Below are 231 nucleotides of genomic sequence, written 5' to 3'. Positions count from 1 at the left end.
AAATCCCTCGTATTAAGGAGTATTTATCAGTCCGTTTGGAGGGGCTTATAAGGGGCTTCCAAGACCCTAGCAAGGAAGAAGAAAAAGAAAAAGAAAAAGAAAAAGAACAACAACAAGAAGAACGCGCAGGCGCGGAAGAAGTTGTTGAGGTTAATCCAATTTCTTTTTACGAGCAAAACTTCGGATTCGTTACACCTTTTATCGCAGATGGTATTTATGCTTGGATTGATG

The 231-nt window shown here is 39.8% G+C and carries 1 pseudogene; it reads left to right on the top strand.

The annotated features are described in order from the left end of the window. Nucleotides 1–231: pseudogene (locus tag MR167_RS32410) on the top strand (DnaD domain-containing protein); the annotation flags it as partial.

Origin of the sequence: Bacillus cereus group sp. BfR-BA-01355 (assembly GCF_022663675.1) — a bacterium.
Classification (GTDB): Bacteria; Bacillota; Bacilli; order Bacillales; family Bacillaceae_G; genus Bacillus_A; species Bacillus_A thuringiensis_S.
Note: the sequence above shows the minus strand (reverse complement) of the source record. Positions and strands in the feature narration are given on the sequence as shown.